Origin of the sequence: Mycolicibacterium canariasense (genome assembly GCF_002101555.1) — a bacterium.
In the GTDB taxonomy this organism is placed as follows: domain Bacteria; phylum Actinomycetota; class Actinomycetes; order Mycobacteriales; family Mycobacteriaceae; genus Mycobacterium; species Mycobacterium canariasense.
The window spans coordinates 63,324-85,709 of the sequence record NZ_LQOL01000019.1; the positions used below are offsets into that span (position 1 = coordinate 63,324).

Below are 22,386 nucleotides of genomic sequence, written 5' to 3' on the forward strand. Positions count from 1 at the left end.
GGCGCGACCGCGATCCGGCTGCCCCTGAGTCGTCATGTCCATCGACATTCCCCCAGCGCTGCAATGGATCTCGTATCTGGCGGGCAGCAAATGGCCCCAGGGTGACGAGGACGGCCTCTGGCGCATCGGTGAGCACTGGCATGCGGCGGCCGCAGAGATGTCCGATCTGATTCCCGATCTGAATCGGGTGCGCAACGAGACGATGTCGGTGATCACCGGCGAGACCGCCAACACCGCGGCGCAAGAGTTCGCGAAACTCTTCGACGGCGACTACTCGGTGGACAAGCTGGTCGCAGCGATGTCGGCGCTGGGAGAGACCGCGCGTCAAGCCGGCACGCAAGTAGAAGCGTCCAAGATCGAGATTCTGGTCGGATTGGCGATGGCCGCCGCCGAGATCCTCTATGCGATCGCCATGGCACCGTGGACATTTGGGGCTTCAATGGCGTGGATTCCACCGATCGAGGCCCTCACCGTCGCCGCGATCCGAGCACTGTTCAACCAATTGCTGCGGGCCCTGGTCCGTCGGGCGGTCGAGGCCCTGACCAAGACGACGGTGGCGCGGCTGGTTCGGGCGGCAGCCAAGGAGGGCGTCGAGGAGATCGCCGAGGAGCTGATCACCAACCTGGCCATCCAGCAGTATCAGATCGACAAGGGGCACAAGGACAAGATCGACTGGAGTGACGTCGGGAACGCGGCCAAGGGAGCGGCTGCCGGTGGAGCGGCTGCAGGTCTGTTCCACGCGCCGACGTTCGGGGCGTTGGGCGGAAAGCACGGCCATGGCGGGATCGGCAACGCACTGGCAGGCGCGGGGGCTTCGTACGGGTCGGAGGTGGTCGCCGGCGTCGTCGGTGCCGTGGCCGTCGGCGGCGACTTGGACGCAGGTGAGATCTTCGCAGGTGGCGCATTGGGCGGCGTGTCCGGAGGAATCGACAGCTCGCACGGCCATGGTCACGACGGTCACGGTGACGACGCCCCGCACGGTGCACCGGCCGGCCTCGACGGAGGCAAGAGCCACGCGTTCGACCCTGACGGCAAGGGACGTGACGGCAAGGAATCTGCCACCAAGGACATCGGTGACGCGGATCCGGGGAAGGACTCCTCCGACGCGACGCCCCCGTATGAGAAGTCCGACCCCAACGGCTCACCTCCGCCCTATGCGCAGCACTCGTCCAACGGCCCATCCGACGGTGCGAGCAGCGCGGTGTCGGAGACCGCCGAAGGCTCGAATACGACAGCCACGGGAGCGCCGCAGCCCCAAAGTCATGACGGCTCGTCGGCCACGCGGGATGTCGTTCGGAATGGCGAGCCCGGCGCCCACCAGGGCGGAGGTCACACCGGTGACGCTGCGACGCGGCATGATTCGACTGGTAGCCAGGGCGGTGAGTCGAGTTCGCAGCAGTCACCCGGCGGGAACGGCGTACAGGGTGGGTCGCAGCAGGCGCCGAATGGTGGTTCCACCGATATCGCCTCCTCGCACCAAAGCTCGTCGCACCAGAACTCGCCGCACCAAAGCGACGGGCACCAGAGCTCCTCGGACCAGAACTCGGCGCACCAAGGTGACGCACACCAAAGTGACGCGCACCAAAGCTCGTCACACCACGGTGGCGGGCAGGACTCGCCATCGGACGCGCGGCAACAGGGCTCGGCCGAGCATGTCAGCGGCCAGACCGCTCCGCAGCAACTGTCCGGCCACGCCGACTCGAATGCCACCGAACACCACACCGGGGGCGGCGACTCGAATTCATCTCCGACGCAGCATCACTCGCATCCACCCCAGAATTCGGGCGGTGGTCCGGAGCCCACCTCGCATCAGCTCGCCGCGCCGTCGGACACCCCACCGACCCGCACCGACACCTCGCCGCAATCACCCGGCGTGTCGTCCGAGTCGACGACTACGGATCACGGTTCACCAAGCCAGGCGTCCCCGCCGTCGAACCAAGCGCCATCCGATTCGCATCAGGTAGGTGGGCCGCCCCCAACCGAGCACACGTCCCGCGGTGAGACGGCACCGGCCGACCCCAATGCCGTTGCAGGCCAGCCGAACCTGACGTCCACAGCGCCCGACCCGAGCACGTCTGCCGCCCCGGCGAACACACCGACGAACGGGCCGTCGACCGCCGTCGCGCCCTCGCCGGGCACACCGCCAGGTCCGACCACACCGTCCGCGGCGCCCGCCACACCCAACACCCCGAGCACGTCGTCGTCACCGGGCTCGACGGCAACGCAGGCGGCCAACCCCGTTGGTACCAACCAATCCGGCGCCCCTGCCAAGTCGGTGTCGGCGGGCCTGGCGGCATCCTCGAACTCGGCACCGACGGCCGTGTCGAACATCGCGAACAGTACCGCGTCGGCACCGGCAGCACGCTCGACAACTGACGACCGGGACCAGGTCATCGTGGGGATGGTGCCCGTACCGGGGACTGCCGCGCCAATCGCACCGCCGGCGCCTCCGGTGCGCGCGCCGAGGAAGGCGGGGCCGCGAGTCGGTGCCCCGCCGGCGGTGCCCGCGCCCCGTCGCCCGCGCAAGGCCGCCATCATCGACGACGAGTCGTGGCGGCACGACCAGGCGCGGTCGGCGGACTGGTTCGCCCCGCGCGACCCTGCGCCGGAACGGCTTTGGCGCGCGCGTCGAGACGGCGCCCACGTCAGGACCGTGGACACCGAGGTCGCCGACATCCTGACCGACAGCACTCCGACCAGAATCGAGGCCTACGACGGGCCGGTCCGGTACGACCTTCGGCGCATCGAGGTGACGCCGGGTCGGTTCGTTCAGGAGTACACGGTCAAGGTTCACCTGCGTGCTGGGGCCGGCGCCGACTCGGACGCGGTGGCCGCAGTCGCAGACAGGGCGCGCCAAGGCGTCGACGGTCTGCTCAACCAGGGCTTCCGGCTGCCCAGCGGCGACCAGTTCCATCTCAATCTGGAGTTCACCGACGACGCCGGCGACGCGCACACCGTCGTCGAGGTCGGCACCGGCGCAACAGATCAGACCCATTGGAATCCCAAGGCGCCGGCCAGCGTATTGGCGCACGAGACCCTGCACTACCTCGGGGTGCCCGACGAGTACGCCGACGCACAACGGGTGCTGCTGCGCCACGACACGAACTCCGGGGTGCATCGCGACGACGGCGGCATGATGGGCCGCGACGTGCTGGGCGACGACCCGGGGCTGCGCCCGCGCCACCTGTGGCTCGTCGAACGCGCCGCCAACAGCCAAGTCTCGGTGCCGGATACGCGACTGAATGACGACCCGCATCCGGTGCGCGGTGACGACGGCGTCAAGATCTCGCACCCCGACCGCGCCGACACCGACCGGACGCGCCCCGCTCCGAAACGGGAACGGGATGCCGAATCCCAGGACGACGCGGACATCTCGGGTCCGTTCAAGCGTCTGCGTACCGACGACGCGGCAATGGACGTGGACTCCGACGCCGCGGACCACGACGTGCCGATGGACGACGTTCAGCACGCTTCGGACACCACGCCCCTGGGAGCACCCGTGCCGCTACCGGCTCGCGACGAGGTGACCAAGTACAACAAGGCGTTCGAAGACTTGGCCAACGGCGCCACGGTGTTCGCCCCGACCAAGGACACCCACCTGGCGGCTCTGAACGACAGCGTCGCCAAGGACAAGCCGATCGCCTTCGTGGTCAACGCCATCGTGCCCATCTCGGAGATCCACCAACTGCCGGAGGTCGTCAAGGCGATCACGGCCAACGCCAAGGGGTTGGACGGCAAGGTGGCGTTCGTCATCGGAGTGAACACCCGGGAAGCCCCGGGGGCCGCGGCGAACCTGAGGTCCGCGCTGGCAGGCATGGAGCACGTGCTCGCCGACATCGATCAGCCGGTCGCGCTGACCGGCGCCACCTGGAAGATGCCGAGTTCGGGGCACCTGCCGTACGGCACGATGCGAAACGACATGATGCATAGCGGCGTCAACCGATTCGCCATCGCGGCCATGGTTTCACAGGGGAATCATCCCTATCTCGCGGTTCAGGACTTCGACACGGGATCCCGCAACGTGCCCTCGGGAGAGCACGTCTTCAACCACGTCGCGCGCACCCTGACCACCGGCGAGGACCTTCCGTCGGCCCGGCCCCTGATGTTCAGTGGCGGTTATGTCGCACCCCGGTCCGACGCCGCGTACCAGGCCATGATCGCCGCGGCGCACGCCAAGCGCCTGGCCAAGATCGCCGCGCTCGAGCAGCAGCACCCGACCGACGCCGAGGCGAGGAAGAAGACGGCCGCGGCAATCTCGAGGCTCGAGAAGGCCGGGCCCAAGCTCGACGCCGAAGGCTTCAGGGAGGACTTCGCTCGGCAGATCACCCAGGACATGGACGCACGCGTCGAGCAGGCCAAGACCAGCCCGATGCTGCCGTACACCCCTGAGCCGAATCTCTTCGTCGACGCCGTCGCGACGTTGGTCGATCCCGAGGTCAAGTTCGGCGACGGCGGCGCGGAGTTCTCGATGCTCGGGCGGTCCTTGGCCAGGTTCAACGCCGCCGAGCTGGGCGCCATCCACGACGCAGACGTCGCCGCGCTGACGAGCGGCGTGGTGAACGAGGACGTGCTGGCCCAGGTCGAGAACGAGCGGTCCAACCTCGAGGTGAACGCCCAGACGGGCCGACACCCGGTGCGCGGTGCGGCATTCATGACGGACTTCAAGGGTGCGGCCGTGGAAACGGATCTGGCCCGCATAGCGCTGGGCTACGCGACCGACGGCAAGCTGCCGCAATCGCACGCCGCGCTGACCAACGTGGCGGACCGCTTCTTCGCGACCAAGGACGACAAGGGAGACACCAGCCTCAGCAAGTTCCGGGACGACTTCGCCAAGCGCGGCGGTGCCGACCGCGAGCCCTTGCATCTGCACAACGACCCGGAAGCGCCCAAGGGCACCCCCAAGGTCGCGGTCGCGCCCTTCACCCAGCAGCGCGACATCCACCAACAGCTGGGCCTGACGGACGACTCGGCAAAACGGCCGGACAAGAAGAAGGACACCGGAAAGCACAACCTCGACGGCTCCCTGTCCACGCCCATACCGGGTCATCCAGATGTGATCGCCGGCATCGACCAACGGCAGCAGACGGCGAAGGGAGTGGCAGCGGTCAACGTGGCGATGTCGGGTCCGGAGGCGTCGGTCCAACGAAAGTTCGCTTCGCTGAACGACTTCGTCAGTCACGACTTCTCCGACGAGAACGGCTCGTCGCGGTACGCCGCACCCCCGCCCGCTCACGGTGGTCTGTTCCACGCCGTCGCAGCGGCCCGCGGTGTGAGCGGCGCCTCGCTTCGGCAGGGGCTCACCGCGCACTTCGCGGGTCCGCGCGGCAAGAAGGCGCTCACCGACCTCGCGAACTTCATCACCGACCATCCCACGACCGACGGGGACCTGGTCAGGGCGATCATCCAACCCGGTGCGACGCCCGCTCCCAAACTCGACGCCCTCACGTTGGACCCGAACGCCGTGCTCCATCGCAACCCGAATCCGGATGATCCCGATCCGCCGCCGCTGACCGCCGACGAGCGCGCCGCCGTCGACGCGACGAACGCAGCACAGGCCGGCGCCGACGCCGAGACCGCGCGCAATGCCGAGCACATCGCCATCAAGGCGCTGGCCACCCAACTGAATACCTCAATCGTGGTGCACGACGCGGTAACCGGTGAAGTGACGCCGTATGCACCGCTGGGCAAGGGCGGGTCCAAGTCGAGCATCGAACTCGACGCCACGCCTTCGCCTGACGGCCGTCACACGTACTCCGCGCGCAATCAGGCTGGTCCCCAGCGCCGCACCCGCCCCGCCCCGTTGCCAGACGAACCGATCGCATCGCCGTCCCACCCGACGAAACCAGATCAGAAACCCGCGCCACGGCAGGAGGTCGACGCCGCCGACAAAGCCGAGAAGAAGGCGAGGCGCGAGTGGGAGCAGAGAGTGTTCGGCGACTTCGGCAGTCCCCGGGTCATCCCGGTCACGTTCGAGAACGGACGGCCGCTCGGAGGCAGCAGCGGGGTGCGGCTGCACGAGGTGGACGGCCGGAAGGTGGCGATCAAGCCGACCCGCGGGGCGCGTGCCGTGAAGACCGAATTGCTCGCGCAGGCCCTGATGCGCGCGGTGGGCGCTCCGACCCTGCAGGCGACACCGGTCCTCGTCGAGGGCAAGGGTGCCCAAATCCATCTGATGTCGGAGTTTCTGGACGGCAAGAAGCCGGACAGGTCGGTGCACGCCCAATTCGGCGGACACCCCGACGTCGCCCGGTTCGCCGCCGCGGACATGATCCTGAGCAACTGGGACGGTCACAAGGACGACGCATACCTCACCACCGGGCGGCGTGTGGTGCGCATCGACGTCGGCGGCTCATTGGATGTCCGTGCCCAAGGCGCAATCCGGGAGGGCTGGACGAGCTCCGACGTCGCCGCGGACGACTTCGAGGTCGACGAGATCAAGCCGGGTTCAGAGATGCGGAAGAACGAACCCTACGCCAAGCTCACCGACGCGCAGATTGCCGATTCGATTCGCACGGTGGCCGACCGCCTCACTCCAGAGGCCATCGATGACGCAATCCGTCGGTCCGGCTATCCGCGTGGTGAGGGAGCGGAGTTGAAGGCCGTCCTTCAAGCCCGAATCGCCAAGGCACTCGAGTGGGCGGACACGGTGTACCCCGCGCAGGAGATCGAGAACCAGTCCTTTGGAACAGTTCTCGAACGCAATCCACGGACGGCGCTGCAGCAGCTGCAGGAGGACTTCGGATACGAGCCGACAGCAGATTTCGTCGACCCTGGTGTCGTCGAGGGCCTACGCTCGGACACTCTGGCCGGCAACGAGTCCGAGTACACGACGATGTTGTCCGTCCGCAACTCCCCGGCAGCCGACGCCCTCGGCCACAAACCCTTCCCCTCCGAGGAGAAGAACGAACCCGAACCGCGGACGGCGCTGCAGCAGCTCGAGGAGGACTTCGGATACGAGCCGACAACAGATTTCACCGACCCCCGTGTCGTCGAGGACCTGCGCTCGGATACCGGGGCCCGCAACGAGTCCGAGTACACGACGATGTTGTCCGTCCGCAACCCCCCGGTGGCCGAGGCCCTCGGCCACAAGCCCTACGCGTTCGAGCAGAAGGTCGACGCCACCGTCCCGGAAGTCGGCCCGGAGGAATTGTTCCGCGCCTCACAGCACGGCGACCACCGTGCGCGCAAACGATTCGCCGAGCACACCGCCATGCTCGAGGGCGGCGTTCTCATCCGCCGGATGTCGGAGGCCGAGGTCGAGGCCTTCGAGACCGCGCTCGCTTCCGACGACCTCATGGCGGTGCAGAAGGCACTCTTCGGCGTTGACGAGACGCGTTCCACAGCCGACCGCGCCGGGTCGTCCCGATCCGCCACGGCACCCAAGCGGGGAGAGATCGTCTGGTCCCTCAACGACACCTTCCAGTTCACCCGGGAGCTCAAACCCGACACCGCGGCATCGGGATCGGGGGCTGCCCGCCACGACGCCGACGCCTACAAGAAGGTGCTCGAGATACCGGTGACGGCCGAGATGGCCAGACACCTGGGACAGAACCTCTACATCAGTAACCCGGTGAAGGGCGCGAAACCAGGGGCCTTCCAGGGCAATCCAAACTTGAAGTACGAGGGCACCGCAGGCGGGGCGAACAACTCCACGGGTACGCCCAACGTGGTGATCAAACGCAACGGCTTCGCCGACTTCTGGTCGACGGTGCGCAAGGTCAGGGTGTTCGACGCCGCCGACCACGTCTCGGCGAACAAGTACGAACCCGTCGTCGAGCGGGTCGACGAGACGAATGACGCACGGAAGGCGCGTCTCACCGCAACCCCCGAGGCCCAGCAGAAGCAGGATGCCCGGAAGGTGAAACCCGTCGACGTCCTCATGGACGACGAGGACGACGTCGGTTTGTTCGGGGCGATACTCGACGACGAGCCGTCGCCGCCAACTCGTCCGTCGCCGACGAGTCGGGACATGAGCCGGGACATGGGTTGGGATGCGCCGAGCCCGCGACTGCCCGTTCGCGGCGGCCCAAGCCTCGTCCTCGGGGGCATGGACGTCGTCGAGAGCTTCCGCTCCGGGAACGAAGGTTTGAACCAGACAAGGCAATTGGTGACCAGGCTTGGCGGACAGCAGACGTGGGATGCCAACCGTGAACGTCTGACGGCGTTGTTCTCCGATGACGGCCTCAAGCCCAAGGTGGCCGGCATGTTGCGCGGTGGCAAACCCGTCAGCTATGTGGTCGAGCTGGGATCCGGGCGAACCCTGAGCATCGACCTGCGATTGGACGGGTCCCCAGCGGCGTCCTCGCTCACGTTCAAGGAGAACGTCGCGGACTACGAGTTCGAGCACAGCTCCGACCCGAGCAGCGTCGTCGGTTCGTTCGACGAGGGCCGCCGGACCTACGTCGTGGGCGCCCAAGCCGGCCTCACCCACCCCAACGCGACTCACATCGCCGGGGTGTTTGGAGTGCGCGAGCATCAGTGGTCCGAGTCCAGGCAGCGGACCGACCGGCAGATCAGTGGCGGTCAAACAGTCGAACCCGGCACACGTTTCCATGGCGACATCCAGGCCGTCGTCTCCTACCGGGTGAGCGGCCCCGTGAATCGGATGACCGGTGCCACCGACGAGGCAGGCACTCTGCCGCGGGTGACCTTCCGTACCCAGGTGGCGGTTCCCACGCGTGCGGTCACCGATGCGGCCGGACATCTCGCTGCCTCCGTCGCGCCGCCGCGGGTGGCGAAGTCGCGCGCGCTGACCGGGTCGGACGTCGTGACCAACCTGCAGTTGATCCCGGACGGCGTCGGTCCCCATCGTGGTCCCCAGTCCACCTCGGGCTTGGTGTCGAGTCCCGGGATGCGCGCGGCATTCGAGTCGGCCTACGGCAACAAGGCCGCCCGGGCGATGGACGAGGTCGACGACTGGCTCAGTGTCGAACTCCTGCAGGCCAACTTGCACGGGATGACCAACAAGCAACCCTTGGTGCACCACTTGGAAGGAGTCGGTGGTCGGGTCGAGGTGCACGCCTTCGTCGAGTCCCTCGGCACTCCGGCGAACACCAAACCGGCGCACGGTGAGCAGACCTCCAACTCCGCGGACCCGACGATGCGCGCTACCGGCGAGACGAGCAGGACCGAGTTCCACTTCGGTACCGAGACCGATTCGGCACGGGTGCGCCAGGACCAAATCACCCACACCGCACAGCTTCCATTGCCGGGACGCAGCCGAGGGCAGGGCGGAACCCCCACTGCAGAGGTGGTGGGCGGTTTGGATGGGGGACTGAACGTGGGCCGCAGCACCAACGAGGTGACGGTCTCGCAGTTCCGCAACCGGAGCACCTTGAAGAACCCGGCGGCCGGTCAAGCGTGGAACGGCCAGGTGCGCTTGCGGTTCGTCATGCACGGCCCGGATTCCGTCTCGCCCACGCAGCGTAACGGGGCGTTCAGGGGCGGGGTCCACGAGACCAGAGCCGAGTTCGACGTACTCGTCGAGAAATCCGAGACCACCCCGATCACGGACTATCGCGGCAAGGTGGTGTTTGCCCCACCCGTGCGCATCTGGGGTCGGGGTGGCCCACCCGCTGAGCGCAATTCGTCGACGCCCCGGTCGCGTTGGCAGTGGAGCAGGCGACCTCACCCGGTGGCCGCGACGAACGACGTATCCGCTCCCCGGGAGCGGGGGATGGCCACCGAGCCGCTGTCCGGGCTGGGCAGCATGGATCGGGTCACCAACCTCGATCTCAGCGGATTCCACGGCCTGCTTGACTCGATGGGACACCGAGCATTTGGCAGCAAGTGGGACGAGGTGCGCCCGACCGTCGCGGCCTCGAGCCACCTGAACAGGATCCGCGGCGGATTGCCGGGAATGACCCAGCACAGTCCGCTCACCATTGCCGACCTTTCCGGACCCGGATCCTCGAGCGGCTTGGCGCTCACCGCCGACATCGCGAATCTGACCTACCGTCGCACCATCGACGAGGTCGTGTCGTCGCCCAGCATGGAGAACACCGAGGGGGCGACGACCACGACGACCAGCACCGAGCAGATCTCCGCTCAGGCCGCGCTGGGTGGGCGCGGCGACGTGGCCGGCGGGGCGTTGCTCGGCGAAGTCATCGCCGGAGCCAATCAGACTGTCCGGGAGGGTGACCGGACCCGCGAACAGCAGCGCATGGTGGTGGCGACCAAGTTCGCACAACCCATGGCGATCTTCGACGGCTGGGTTCGCATCGACGGCACGATGACCGGCCCCAAGGCCACCGTGCACGAATCGGGGCTCTTTCCCATCGAAATAGCGATTCCGCTCAGCGAATTGCAGGGCTCGCGTACCCACGACGCGGTGCAGCCGCCCACGTTCGACCGGTCCAGACCCGCGGGAATCGCGGCGACACCTCCGGCCGCAATCGAAACCAGTTCGGCAGCAGCACTTTCGGTGCCCGGACCTGCGCCACTGTCCTGGGACCCGCCGGTCACGACGGCCGAACCCCCGGTCCTGCCGGCGCATGCGCTGTCCGAGCGGTGGCAGCCGACCGACATGCTGATCGGCCTCGACCCGGCCAGCGGCCTGGTAGAGGCGATCCGGGCCGACCTCGGCCCAGCCCTGGGCACGGATGTGGACAGGGCCATGGCCGGGGTGAATCAGGAGTTCGGCCCGCAGGTGCTGCAGGCTCGCCTGGCCCACCAGTCGGGCCGGCAGTGGAGCCACGACATCCCGGTCGCAGGTGGCAGAATCACGGTCAAGGTGCGGGCGATTCGAGATGGCGATCCGGAAAAGGCCGAGTATGTCGGCCAGTCAACGAAGTTCGAGACCGATCTATCCATGGAGTCGCAGTGGTCCAAGGCCCGTCTGCACGACGACCTGACCCGCCACGTCGAAGGAGGCCGGCTCGTCATACCGTTCCCTCACGGCTCGGCGTCGGTTCAGGTCACCCACAGCGGTTCCGTGCTGCCCGGTGATGCGCCCTCCGCGGGCGGCCGCACAACCCCACGCGCCGAGACCACCGTCACCGACACCGAGCACCGGATCCCGACCCGGGTGAGGACGACCGAGGTGCACGACCTCTTCCGGCAACCCGTTCGTTTCGAGATCAGCTACGAACGGCACGAGGGGGCCCGGCTGCTGTCGACCGTGCCGGAGAACGCGGCTGACGTACGCCTGACGGGCGTGTTCTCCTACCCGCACGTGGCACCCGCCGAGAACGGCCAGGCCCACCGCCTGGTCGGCGAACCCGCGGACGGCCCAGGGATCCCACTCGGCACCGACCACGTCGTCACCGAGGTGCGCCCGCCAGGACCGCCACGAGCCGCGGCCACGACGACCCCCACACCCACCGAGGACGCGATGGCGGCACACGTCCTCGACTCGATCGCCGAGCAAGGCCGGTACGTGTTCGGCGACGAATGGCCAGCCGTGCGAGCCGAACTCGCCCAGCATGTCGGTACGCGCGCGCTGCACGGTGGACTGGGTGACTACAGCCGCGGTGGTGAGAAGGCCATCGAGTTGCAAGCGGTCAGAGGTGGCAAGGTCGTGCTCAGTGCCAGAGTAGACGCCATGACCGAACCGACTCAGGGGGCGGCCAAGGAGGCCGAGTTCTACACCGGAGGTCAGACCATTCAGACCGCCACCGACGGCAACGCCAAGATCGACAACTGGAACGCCGCCATTCAGGTGCGGGGCACGGTATTGCCCGTCGACGTCGGGGTGAACGCTTCCCTGCTCGGCCGTGTCGACGTCAACAGGGCGACGGACAGCAGCAACACGCGAACCACGACCTCGGCCACCGGAGAACTGTTCCGGACGAAGGCGGCCGCACACGTCCAGGCCGGCACGGCCACGTTGCGCGCCACCATGAGCCGACCCGCCGGCTTCTTCGGTAGGGGTGCCGAGCGCGAGCGAGATGGATTGGCTACGGTCGATTTTCGGATCCGTCGACCGAGTTCGAATGTCGACCGAGACCGCTATGAACCGCGGCCGGGAACTGTCGTCGACACCGGCCACGACAACCACGGTCATCGGCCGGATGGTGGGCTACCGCACGGTTCGATGGTTCGCAAGGTCCTCGACGGCCACCAATTTCGGCAACAAACATTGGACAACCTCACGGCGCCGCTGAGCGGAATCACGGCCTCGCGCCTGCGTGACCGCCTCCCCGAGGCACTCAGTGACGTCAATCTGCAACGCAATCTGCCCGCGATGACACGCGGTGAGGAGGTCGAACTCTTCCGCGACGGACCCCTGCGCATCACCGGGCGCGCCAACCTGACCGCGTTGGACTTCACCAGGGTTGAGCGCGAAGGCGGGACGACCAACCTGCTCAACGAGGTCAATCACGGCGAATCACACCAGGACTCGTCGGCATGGGAGGCCGGTGCCCGGTTCATGGCGGGCCCGCACGGCAACCTGGGTGACGGCGTGCGCGCAAATGCGATGGTCGGCGTAGGCGGGGTGGGTCGTGTCCGCCATGGCGCGGCCTACGGGCAGAGCGCGAAGGTATCGGCCAACGCCAGGTTCGCCGGTGCCCGTGCCGCGTTCGACGGGGCGGCGGAGGTCGTGTTGACCGTCCACGACGGAGATTCCTCGCACACGCTGACTGGGATAGTCGTGCACGGACCGATGTTGATTCCGACCTCCCAGGCCCAGCTGGTCGACGTGCCCACCGCGCCTGTCGCCAACGTCCCCGTCCCGCCGCAGGAACCGCCGAGCGGTGCAAGATTGTCGGCGTCTGCACGCGCACGCTCTGGACAGCCCCAAGGGGTGCCGATCGCCGGGACCAGCGGTCTGCAGCGGCTCTTCGGGTCCGACCGCGGAACCCCGCCGGACCGGCCCGCCATTGCGGAGGACGATCCGACAGGGTCGAGCTCGAGAGCTTCCGAAGAATCGGCTGCCCTCGCGGTCGAACCGACGGACTCCGAGTCCCGGAGCGGACTTCACACACCGTTCACCACGACCCACGACATCAGGCGGTGATGCAGTGCAAGCCCCCGAAGGCGTCCACGAGATCAGCAGTGCCACGATACGACTGCGGACCACCGAGCGTGGCCTACCAGTCGCAATGGCACTGTCACCGCAGGCGCTTTCAGTACCACCCGATGAACTGGCGCGTCGCATCTTGGCACTGTGCGAGCTGTCGGCCCGCCGTGCGCAAGTCGGACGCCGACGTCACCTCGTCGCGAACGGATGCCCACCGTCAGTGGCCGACGGCTTGAACTTGAGCACCGCAGAAGAACTTCGACGCATCGAGGCCGACTTGCTGGTAGGCGGCTCGACAGATGACCTCGACGAGTTACCGGAGACCTGGCTTCGTGACGTGTGACCAGTGGTCCCCGCTCGCGCGTGGCCTAGGCAGACCTCGGCATCGTGCGGTCGTCGGCGTCGACCGGCTCGGACAGCCGCGAGCGCAGTTCGCGGCGCCCTCGAAAGAGGCGGGAACCCACTGTGCCCACCGGAATCTGGAGCATCTCGGCAACCTCGGTGTTGCGGTACCCCTGCACGTCGGCGTAGTAGACGACCTCACGCAGGTCGACCGGAAGTTGACTCAGTGCAACCGCGACCTCGCCGGGAAACCGTTTCAGTGCCTCCGCCTCCGCGGACGGAAGGCTGCGGTCGATCCGCGCCCGGCCTGCCAGCTGCGGATCGGTCAAATCGCCGTGCAGTTGCTCGGCCGGACGCCGCAGTGACGACCGGTGTTTGTCCACCCACGTGTTCGCCATGATGCGATACAGCCAGGACTTGACGTTCGTTCCCTCCCGGAATGTGCCGAACGAGACATACGCCTTGATCATCGTGTCCTGCACCAGGTCCTCGGCATCGGTCCGTTGATGGGTCAATCCGATGGCATGACCGAGGAGATAGGCGGTATGCGGGATGACCTCGTCGGCGAACCTGTCGGCGAGCAGGCCTGTCGTGCGCTCGGGCGTGCCAGTTCCGGCGTTGTCGGACGGATCTGCAGGCAGCATCTACAGCTCCCTTTCGAGAATATCGGCCACCTCGCGGTGGACGACGTGAGCACAGGCGTTCCGGAGCCGCAGAGGAGTCCCCTGAGATGGGGACAACCAGATCAACCTGCCCGGACGCGCAGCTCGGACGGAGCGGGTGCTCTGCTTCGGTCCGCCGTTGGAGTCGAATCGCACTCGCCTTGACGGATTAAATGGTTGTCGCGGCTAACGATCGTTGCTTGAAGATCAGATGGAGATCGGATGGAGAGCGCACGCAGGCCGGCCGGCAACGCCGGAAGCGCATCAAGGCAGCCCGGCACGCGCTCGCCGACAGCGGGCAGCTGCAGCACACCATCAGAACGGTGCGCGGCGGGGGATATCAGCCGGTGAGTGCGTTGACGCGCACGCTGGGGGTGATCCGCAAGCTACTCACCGCAAGTTGTCGGGGGTGATCCGCAAGCTACTCACCGCAAGTTGTCGGGGGTGATCCGCAAGCTACTCACCGCAGATTGCCGGGGGTGATCCGCAAGCTACTCACCCCATCACATCGCGGACCTTGACGGTCTCCATACCCTTCAGCAACAAGTCGCGGGCGGTGTCCAGGTGCTTGCGCCAATGCGCCTCGGCGCCCTCACCGTCACCCGAGCGCATCAACGTCATCAACCGCTTGTACGAGCGCATCAGCAGGTCGTAGTCCGACTTGGACATCGGGCGGTTCTCCTTCATCGCGAAGGCGGTGTGCCGCACCGTGATCTCGTGCAGCATGCCCGCGATGATGGTCAGCGTCGCGTTACCGGACAGCTCCACCATCCGGCGATGGAAGTCACCGGTGGTCTCGGCCATCCGGCCGGTCTCCCGTCCGGAGGGGACGTACTCGGTGAGCATCGTATCCAACTCGTCGAACGCCGCGGTGTTGCCCGATTCGGTCAGCAGCCGCACCGCCATCGGCTCGATGCCCGAGCGCGCGGTCATCACGTCGGCGATGGTCGCGCCCGACAGTTCCAGCAGCAGCCCGGCCGGCCGGGCGACGATCTCGGGGCCCGGCACCCGGACCCGGGCGCCGGTGCGCGAGCCGCGGCGCACCTCGACCAGCCGCTCGGACTCCAGCACACGGACCGCTTCGCGCAGGGTGGGGCGACTCACCCCGAAATGAGCCATCAGCTCGGCCTCATTGGGCAGGAAGTCGCCGTCCTTGAGCTGGCCGTCGACGACCATCCGGCGTAGCGTGCCTGCGACGAGTTCGGCGGTCTTCGGACTCCGGATGGGGGCGCCGGCCGTCGACGACACGGCATTCGGGCCCATCATCGGCGATAACGGGGTGGACGGTGCCACCTTGCCTCCTGCACATCGTCCGGCCAGCTAGTCAACTCAGTAAACCATGTTGCCGGTCATCTCGGCGTCACCCCAGGTCTACCAACCAGTAGGTTGACCTAGTAAACCTTCTGTTCTAGGTTGCATTTTAAGTCGCCCGCACACTTCGAAGGAGAAGTTCATGGCAGAAGCGGTCATCGTCGAGGCAGTGCGCTCCCCGGTCGGGAAGCGCAACGGCGCCCTGTCGGGTGTGCACCCCGCCGAGCTGTCGGCCCAGGTCCTCAACGGCCTGGTGCAGCGGGCCGGCATCGACCCCGCCCTCGTCGACGACGTCATCTGGGGCTGCGTCATGCAGGCCGGCGAACAGGCCCTCGATATCGCCCGCACCGCGGTGCTGACCGCCGGGTGGCCCGAGACCGTGCCCGGCGTGACCGTCGACCGGCAGTGCGGATCGAGCCAGCAGTCGCTGCACTTCGCCGTCGCCGGCGTGGTGGCCGGGCACTACGACGTCGTCGTCGCCGGTGGTGTCGAGTCGATGTCGCGCACCCCGATGGGCTCCTCGCTGGCCAACGGCGGACATCCCTACCCGGAGGCCTTCCGGGCGCGCTACGACCAGACGCCCAACCAGGGCGTCGGCGCGGAGATGATCGCCGAGCAGTGGGGCCTGTCGCGCACCCAGCTGGACGAGTTCTCCCTGCGTTCGCATGAAAAGGCGGCCGCCGCACAGGATTCCGGTGCCTTCAAGGATCAGATCGTGGGGATCAAAGACCAAGAGGGCAACGTCGTGCTGGAAGACGGCGGCATCCGTCGCGGCGGCACCGTCGAATCCATGGCCGGTATCAAGCCCGCCTTCAAGGAGGACGGTGTCATCCACGCCGGCAACTCCAGCCAGATCTCCGACGGTTCGGCCGCCCTGCTGATCACCTCGGCTGAGAAGGCAAAAGACCTGGGGCTGCGGCCCATTGCCAAGGTGCACACCGCGGTGCTGGCCGGTGCCGACCCTGTCATCATGCTGACCGCACCGATCCCGGCCACCCAGAAGGCGCTGGCCAAGTCGGGTCTGAGCCTGGACCAGATCGGTGCCTTCGAGGTGAACGAGGCCTTCGCCCCGGTGCCCATGGCCTGGCTCAAGGATATCGGCGCCGACGAGAACAAGCTCAACCCCAATGGCGGTGCCATCGCGCTGGGACATCCGCTCGGCGGCTCCGGCGCGCGGATCCTCACCACATTGCTGTACCACATGCGCGACAACAACATTCAGTACGGCCTGCAGACCATGTGCGAGGGCGGCGGCCAGGCCAACGCCACCATCCTGGAACTGCTGTGACCGAACCGGGCGCGCTGGTCGAGCGCACGGGCAACATCTCGATCATCACCATCAACCGGCCCGACGCGCGCAACGCCGTCAACTCATCGGTGTCCATCGGCATCGGTGACGCGTTGGCGGCGGCGCAGAAGGATCCGGACATCCGGGCCGTCATCCTCACCGGCGCCGGGGACAAATCGTTCTGCGCCGGAGCGGATCTCAAGGCCATCTCGCGCGGCGAGAATCTGTTCCACCCCGACCACCCGGAGTGGGGCTTCGCGGGGTACGTGCGGCATTTCATCGACAAGCCGACCATCGCAGCCGTCAACGGCACCGCCCTGGGCGGCGGCACCGAGCTGGCCCTGGCCAGTGATCTGGTGGTGGCCGAGGAACGCGCGAAATTCGGTCTGCCCGAAGTGAAACGGGGCCTGATCGCCGGCGCGGGCGGAGTATTCCGCATCGTCGAGCAACTGCCCAAGAAGGTGGCCCTGGAACTGTTGTTCACCGGGGAACCGCTGTCGTCGGCCGACGCGCTGAAATGGGGTCTGATCAACCAGGTGGTGCCAGACGGCACCGTCCTCGACGCCGCACTGGCGCTGGCCGAACGCATCACGGTGAACGCGCCGCTGGCCGTTCGGGCCAGCAAACGGGTTTCCTACGGCGCCATCGACGGTGTCGTCGGCGCCGACGAACCGTTCTGGAAGCAGACCTTCGGGGAATTCGCCACCCTGCTGCAGACCGAGGACGCCCAAGAGGGGCCGCTGGCCTTCGCGCAGAAGCGCGAGCCCGTCTGGAAAGCAAAGTAGCGAAGGACATTAGGCAAAAACAATGAAGAGACTGGTTTTCGAAACCGAGCACGAGCAGCTCCGCGAGACCGCCCGGCAATTCCTGGAGAAGGAATGCCTGCCCAACGTCGAGAAGTGGGAGGCCAATCGGCTGGTCGACCGCGAAGCCTATGTGGCCGCGGGCAATTACGGCCTGATCGGCTTCAACATGCCCGAGGAGTACGGCGGCGGCGGCGTCGACGACTTCCGGTTCAACGCCGTCATCGTCGAGGAGTTCGCCAAGTTCGGCCTGGCCTGCCCGGGGGTGAGTCTGCAGAACGACATCGTCGGCCCGTACTTCACCTCACTGGCCAACGACGAGCAGAAGCAACGCTGGTTGCCCGGCTACACCAGCGGTGAGCTGATCGGGGCCATCGCGATGAGCGAGCCCGGCGCGGGCAGCGACCTGGCCGGTATCCGTACCACCGCGGTGCGTGACGGCGACGACTGGATCATCAACGGCTCCAAGACGTTCATCTCCGCGGGCATCAACTCCGATCTGGTGATCGTCGTCGCGCGGACCGATCCGGAAGCCGGCCACAAGGGCTTCTCGCTGCTGGTGGTCGAGCGCGACATGGAAGGCTTCACCCGCGGACGCAAGCTCGACAAGATGGGCCAGCACGCCGCCGACACCGCCGAACTGCACTTCGAGAACGTCCGGGTTCCGTCGGCCAACCTGCTGGGCACCGAGGGCCGGGGCTTCTACCACCTGATGAACAACCTGCCGTCGGAGCGGCTGTCCATCGCCATCGCCGGTGTCGCCGGGGCGCGCGCCACCTACACCGAGACGCTGCAATACGTCAAGGACCGCAAGGCTTTCGGACAACCCATCGGCAGTTTCCAGAACAGCCGCTTCGTGATGGCCGAGCTGGAGACCGAACTCGACATCGCCGAGCAGTACGTCGACCGCTGCCTGCGCGCCGTCGTCGACAAGGAGCTGACCGCCGTCGAGGCCGCCAAGGCGAAGTGGTGGTGCACCGAACTGGGCAAGAAGGTCGTCGACGCCTGCCTGCAGCTGCACGGTGGGTACGGTTACATGAACGAATACCGGGTCGCCAAGGACTACGTCGACGTCCGGATCCAGACGATCTACGGTGGCACCACCGAGATCATGAAGGAGATCATCGGCAGAGATCTGGGCTTGTAGCTGCGCCGAAACTGAAGCCAGGGACGGATTCCGAACGGAATCCGTCCCTGGCTTCAGTTTCGCGTCGTGTCAGGCGGCTGGCGCCGACGTGGTCGTCGTCGTGGTGGTCGCCGGGGCCGAGGTGGTCTCGGTCGACGTGACCGCGCTCGGGGTCACACCCTCGGGCGCGGCGGCCGGGTCCAGCACCGTGTCGATGATGTAGACCCGCATGTTCTGGGACTTGATGCCGCCGCAGGTCACCTTGGCGTCGTTGACGGTGATATCACCGCCCTTGCCCTTCACCACGACGGGCTTGCCCTGCTGGGTGTACATGGTGCCGTGGATGTCGTCGGGACCCAGGATGCCCAGCACCATGTGGTAGTAGACCAGCGCGGTCAGCTTGGCCGGATCGGCCTTGATCGCCTCCCACGTGGCCGGATCGAGCTTGGCGAAGGCGTCATTGCTGGGCGCGAACACCACGTACGGGCCGTTGTCCAACACGCTGGCCACGTTCACCGCGGGGTTCAGCTGACCCGAGACGGCCTGGCTGAAGGTGGAGATCTCCGGGATGGCCGCCAGCGCGGCCGACGACGTCTCGTTGACCAGGCTGTTCAGCGAGCCCGGACCCGACGCCACGGCCTTGATCCCGGCGTCGCAGCCGGGGCCCTGCGGCACGGGGACGGGTGCGGTGATGGTGGGGGTGGTGGGGTCGGCGTGGGCCGTCGCCGCCACCGAAAGGGCGACCGCCGCCGATGCGACGACGCTGCCGATGAGCTTGCCGGTGCGAGCTTGCACGTGAATTCCTCCATCTCGTGCCTGGGTCCAGTTACCTATGCTGGGCGGCGCGGATGGGCGGGGACGTGATGCGTACGCCAGCGCACCATCAGCTAACGGTCCATCCGAGCCTGGGCGTCCCCGCGGCGCCGCTTGCATGCTATGCGCAGCGGCTGGACGAACAAAATGGTGGCTCTCAGGATGCCGGTCGCCGCACCGCGCCGCAAAGTCCGGCGGCGACGACGCACAACCCCGCGGCCAGATAAAAGGCCAGGTCGTAGTCGCCCCGCAGGTCCCGGATCCAGCCGGCACCGGCCGCGGCGACGGCGGCGCCGACCTGATGCGAGGCGAACACCCAGCCGAACACCACCGGGGTGCGGACGCCGAAATAGTCCCGGCACAGCACGATGGTCGGCGGCACGGTGGCCACCCAGTCCAGCCCGTAGAAGATGACGAACACCCAGGTGCTCGGTTCGGCCTGCGGTGACAACAGCGACGGCAGCAACAGCAGCGACAGTCCGCGGCCGGTGTAATAAACCACCAGCAGCAGGCGCGGATCCACCCGGTCGGTGAGCCACCCGGAGAACACGGTGCCCAGGACGTCCAGCACGCCGATGGTGGCCAGCAGGCCCGCGGCCACCGTTGTGGGCATGCCGTGGTCGTTGGCCGCGGGGATGAAGTGGGTGCCGATCAGGCCGTTGGTGGTCATCCCGCAGATCGCGAAGCTGGCGGCCAGTAACCAGAATGCCCGGGACCGCAGCCCGATCCGCAGGCCGTCGAAAGCCGCGGTGAACGTGCCGGTGGGCAGCGCCTCGGGTTTGCGCGCGCCGGAATCAAAGGGGTCGGCGCCGTAGGCGGTCAGCCCGATGTCCTGGGGATAGTTGCGCATGAACAGCGCCACCAGGGGCACCACCGCGACGGCCGCCGCGGCGACGATGAGCGATGCCCAGCGCCACCCGTGGTGCGTGGTCACCGCGGCCACCACGGGCAGGAAGACCAGCTGCCCGGTGGCGCTGGCGGCCGTCAGGACGCCGGTGACCAGGCCGCGGCGGGCCTCGAACCAGCGGGTCGCGACGGTCGCGACGAAACCCATCGAGATGGCACCGGTGCCCAGCCCGACGAGCACACCCCACAGCAGCACCAGCTGCCAGCTGGCGGTCATCAGCACGCTGAGCGCCGACCCGGCCGCGATCAGGGACAGCGCGCCGGCGAGCACCGGGCGTACCCCGAAGCGATCCATCAGCGCGGCGGCGAACGGGGCCGTCAGGCCGTAGAGCGTCATGTTGACGGCCATCGCTGCGCCGACGGTGCCGTGGCTCCAGCCGAACTCGTGGTGCAGCGGGTTCATCATCACGCCGGGCACCGACCGGAAGGCCGCCGCGCCGAGGATGGCGACGAAGCTGACCGCGGCGACCACCCAGGCCCAGTGCAGGCGCGTACGTGTACCGAGAAGTGTCACCGGCCCACTGTCGCGGAACGCAGACCGTCCGCCTAGTGGCACAAACGACACAACTCGTCAAAAACATGCCAGACTGGTCGCGTGCACCGTGTCGCCGTCCTGATGCTGCCCCCGGTGGTCGGGTTCGACGCCACCATCGCGCCCACCCTGTTCGGCTCCGCCACTGCACCCGACGGCACGCCGTTGTACGACGTGACGATGTGCGCCGTCGACCGCGGTCCGGTCCAGTCGACCAACGGTTTCGCGATGCTGCCCAGCGCCGGACCCGAGGCCCTTGACACCGCCGACACCGTCGTCATCCCCGGCACCCGCTACCCACCGGCGCGCACGGGCGGCGTCCTCGACGACGCGGTGATCGCCGCATTCGCCCGGATCCGGCCCGGAACCCGGCTGGTGTCCATCTGCACCGGGGCGTTCGTGCTGGCAGCACTCGGCCGCCTCGACGGCCGGACGGCGACGACGCACTGGAAGTTCGCCGACACCCTGCGCCGGCTGTACCCGGCGGTGCGAGTGGATGAGAACGTGTTGTTCGTCGACGATGGTGACCTGCTCACCTCGGCGGGGCTGGCCGCGGGAATCGACTTGTGCCTGCACATCATTCGGTGCGATCACGGTGCACAGGTGGCCAACACCGCCGCCCGGTACTGCGTGGTGCCGCCGTGGCGCGAGGGCGGTCAGGCCCAGTTCATCGACCGCCACCTGCCGGTGGTCGATCACGCCTCCACCGCGCGCACCCGGGCCTGGGCGATGGCACACCTGGACGCCGAGCTCACCGTGCAGGCGCTGGCCGAGCACGCCCATATGAGCCTGCGGACGTTCAACCGCCGCTTCCGCGAGGAGACGGGCGAGGCGCCCGGCAACTGGATTCGGCAGCGTCGCATCGACCGCGCCAGGGAGTTGCTGGAATCCCGCGACATTCCGGTCGACGAGGTTGCGCGGCTGTCCGGGCTGGGTACCGGTGGCAACCTGCGTCACCACCTGCGCCGCGGGATGGGGATGTCCCCGTCGAGCTATCGCAAGGTGTACCAGGGTTCCTGACCAGGCACCTGATTACGATGACGGCCATGCCTGAGCCGTTGATCATCCCCATCCGGGGGCGCGCCCCGCAGCTGCACGCCGAATCCTGGGTGGCACCCAATGCCACTCTGATCGGTCCGGTGACGCTGGCTGCGCACGTGAGTGTCTGGTACAACGCCACGTTGCGCGCCGAATTCGAGCCCATCGAGATCGGTGCGGGCAGCAACATCCAGGACGGGGTGACCGTGCACGTGGATCCGGGCTTCCCGGCCCGCATCGGCAGCGGCGTCACGGTCGGGCACAACGCCGTCCTGCACGGCTGCACCATCGAGGACGATGTGCTGGTCGGAATGGGCGCCATCGTGCTCAACGGCGCCGTCGTCGGAGCGGGCACGCTGGTTGCCGCCGGTGCGGTGGTGCCGCAGGGGGCGGTGATCCCGCCGCGGTCCCTGGTGGCCGGTGTCCCCGGCAAGGTACGCCGCAGCCTCACCGACGACGAGGTCGCCGCAAACCGGTTCAACGCGCAGGCGTATCGCGGCCTCATCGAGCTGCACCGCGACACCGACTGAACCGGTGTGACGAGCAACTCCTTCGGGTGTAGCGCGGCACCGATCAGGGTATGGCCCACCGCGTGCGGTGATAG

Annotated in this window: 10 protein-coding genes; 6 read left to right on the forward strand and 4 right to left on the reverse strand. The window is 67.6% G+C overall.

The window, feature by feature from the left end; translation table 11 throughout:
• The first annotated feature begins 34 nt into the window (after nucleotides 1-34).
• A complete protein-coding gene (locus AWB94_RS02280; protein ID WP_062658834.1) occupies nucleotides 35-12,958 on the forward strand; it encodes a WXG100-like domain-containing protein in 12,924 nt (4,307 codons plus the stop codon).
• A gap of 371 nt (nucleotides 12,959-13,329) precedes the next feature.
• On the opposite strand, the gene AWB94_RS02290 is transcribed toward AWB94_RS02280, so the two are convergent.
• Together AWB94_RS02290 and AWB94_RS02295 are read right to left on the reverse strand one after the other, a co-directional pair.
• On the reverse strand, nucleotides 13,330-13,947 hold the full coding sequence (locus AWB94_RS02290; RefSeq protein WP_084395402.1) for a sigma-70 family RNA polymerase sigma factor: 618 nt from the start codon (nucleotides 13,945-13,947) through the stop codon (nucleotides 13,330-13,332).
• A 513-nt stretch (nucleotides 13,948-14,460) separates the two neighbouring features.
• Nucleotides 14,461-15,258, reverse strand: a complete 798-nt coding sequence (locus tag AWB94_RS02295) for a FadR/GntR family transcriptional regulator (RefSeq protein WP_062658835.1) — start codon at nucleotides 15,256-15,258, stop codon at nucleotides 14,461-14,463.
• A 160-nt stretch (nucleotides 15,259-15,418) separates the two neighbouring features.
• Between AWB94_RS02295 and AWB94_RS02300 the strand changes: the two genes are divergently transcribed.
• From AWB94_RS02300 to AWB94_RS02310, 3 genes are read left to right on the forward strand one after another with little or no spacing between them, the layout of a single operon-like run.
• A complete protein-coding gene (locus AWB94_RS02300; RefSeq protein WP_062658836.1) occupies nucleotides 15,419-16,564 on the forward strand; it encodes a thiolase family protein in 1,146 nt (381 codons plus the stop codon).
• Nucleotides 16,561-17,349, forward strand: a complete 789-nt coding sequence (locus AWB94_RS02305) for a crotonase/enoyl-CoA hydratase family protein (RefSeq protein WP_234811584.1) — start codon at nucleotides 16,561-16,563, stop codon at nucleotides 17,347-17,349. Before AWB94_RS02300 ends, AWB94_RS02305 begins: the two co-directional genes overlap by 4 nt.
• Before the next feature lie 22 nt (nucleotides 17,350-17,371).
• Nucleotides 17,372-18,514, forward strand: coding sequence for an acyl-CoA dehydrogenase family protein (locus tag AWB94_RS02310; protein WP_062658837.1), 1,143 nt, complete (start codon nucleotides 17,372-17,374; stop codon nucleotides 18,512-18,514).
• A gap of 69 nt (nucleotides 18,515-18,583) precedes the next feature.
• Here AWB94_RS02310 and AWB94_RS02315 read toward each other — a convergent pair whose 3' ends face one another.
• Both AWB94_RS02315 and AWB94_RS02320 read right to left on the reverse strand, forming a co-directional pair.
• On the reverse strand, nucleotides 18,584-19,288 hold the full coding sequence (locus AWB94_RS02315; RefSeq protein WP_062658838.1) for a fasciclin domain-containing protein: 705 nt from the start codon (nucleotides 19,286-19,288) through the stop codon (nucleotides 18,584-18,586).
• A gap of 175 nt (nucleotides 19,289-19,463) precedes the next feature.
• On the reverse strand, nucleotides 19,464-20,726 hold the full coding sequence (locus tag AWB94_RS02320; protein ID WP_062658839.1) for an MFS transporter: 1,263 nt from the start codon (nucleotides 20,724-20,726) through the stop codon (nucleotides 19,464-19,466).
• 81 nt (nucleotides 20,727-20,807) lie between these two features.
• Between AWB94_RS02320 and AWB94_RS02325 the strand changes: the two genes are divergently transcribed.
• Nucleotides 20,808-21,764: a GlxA family transcriptional regulator gene (locus AWB94_RS02325; RefSeq protein WP_062658840.1), complete on the forward strand. Its 957-nt coding sequence runs from the start codon at nucleotides 20,808-20,810 to the stop codon at nucleotides 21,762-21,764.
• A gap of 26 nt (nucleotides 21,765-21,790) precedes the next feature.
• A complete protein-coding gene (locus AWB94_RS02330; RefSeq protein WP_062658841.1) occupies nucleotides 21,791-22,312 on the forward strand; it encodes a gamma carbonic anhydrase family protein in 522 nt (173 codons plus the stop codon).
• Nucleotides 22,313-22,386: the final 74 nt, after the last annotated feature.

Bases quoted from the DNA above. Each gene is read 5' to 3' on its own strand.
- AWB94_RS02280 (WP_062658834.1), top strand. From the start codon at position 35: ATGTCCATCGACATTCCCCCAGCGCTGCAATGGATCTCGTATCTGGCG.
- AWB94_RS02290 (WP_084395402.1), bottom strand. From the start codon at position 13,947: ATGCTGCCTGCAGATCCGTCCGACAACGCCGGAACTGGCACGCCCGAG.
- AWB94_RS02300 (WP_062658836.1), top strand. From the start codon at position 15,419: ATGGCAGAAGCGGTCATCGTCGAGGCAGTGCGCTCCCCGGTCGGGAAG.
- AWB94_RS02310 (WP_062658837.1), top strand. From the start codon at position 17,372: ATGAAGAGACTGGTTTTCGAAACCGAGCACGAGCAGCTCCGCGAGACC.
- AWB94_RS02330 (WP_062658841.1), top strand. From the start codon at position 21,791: ATGCCTGAGCCGTTGATCATCCCCATCCGGGGGCGCGCCCCGCAGCTG.